Below are 1,086 nucleotides of genomic sequence, written 5' to 3' on the forward strand. Positions count from 1 at the left end.
ACAGCAAACCCTGCCTGCTCCACACGCTTCTGGTGAATGCCAGAAATCTTGCCGAGACTGCCGAGAATTGTTTTCCCGATATCGAGGCTCGTTGCGATAGTCGACGTTAGCGACATATCCAGAATGACACCTGCCAATACTGGATCTTTGTCTTTGAGAGAAAGAACATCACGGGCGCCGATCAAATCAGCACTATTCTCTCGCCTCGCCATCCAGCTTGCAGTTGTAGAGGTTGCTCCATTTTCTGACAAGGCGAACACTGACGCTCCCGATGCGCTCTTGCGAGGGGCTGCATCAGCATGGATGGATATGAACGTATCTGCATTATGCTTTCGTGCAATTTCCACCCGCTTGCGTAATGGAATGAACATATCTGTATTGCGAACCAGCTGCGCTTTGAAACCTTTCTGATTATTGATTTTCTGGGCGAGTTGTCGAGCGATAGCGAGGGCTACAACCTTCTCTTTCTCACCCTTGGCTCCTACAGCGCCAGGATCTTTCCCGCCGTGTCCGGCATCAATGACTACCACGATGTCACGTTGACGGACATCCTTTACTTGAGCAGGAGGCGCATTGAGAGGAGGCATGGCAGACTTGGCAATTAGATCCACAACCAGTCTATGACCTCGACCATCACCTGGCGGCAGAATGAAGGATGTCGCTTCCACTGTGCCGGCTAGATTGAGCACCATGCGTGTACCTTGCGCCTGGATTCCCGTGCGGATACTAGTAATGACGCTACCATCCAACTGAACATCATCCAGACTTGCATTGAATAGGGCGTTGTCCAGATCAAGGATCAACCTTTTAGGGGAATCAAGCTCGAAGGTTCGATAAGGCAATGGGCCACTCAAATCAAGCACAAGGCGCATTTTCTCTTCGTCGTGCCAAGCTCGGATATTGGTGATTCTCTCCTTTGCGCTTGCATACAGCGGCCAAGGGAGGGCTATACCTGCAATCAAAAGTTGGAGCAAATGCCGTCTATTCATGTCACGGGAGTCCTTCGAATTTCTTTTTGCGCTTCGCACACCTAGTCGTAGCCGGAGCGACCGAGGCGGTCGCAGCCATTCAGTCACTAACCGTTAT

Annotated in this window: 1 protein-coding gene; it reads right to left on the reverse strand. The window is 51.1% G+C overall.

The features are described 5' to 3' along the window. Positions 1–989: N-acetylmuramoyl-L-alanine amidase (locus tag D1B32_RS23540; protein ID WP_147379922.1), on the reverse strand; the 989-nt coding region annotated here is incomplete at its 3' end. Positions 990–1,086 lie beyond the last annotated feature (97 nt).

The sequence above is a fragment of the Oceanobacillus profundus genome (assembly GCF_003515705.1).
GTDB lineage: Bacteria > Bacillota > Bacilli > Bacillales > Amphibacillaceae > Oceanobacillus > Oceanobacillus profundus.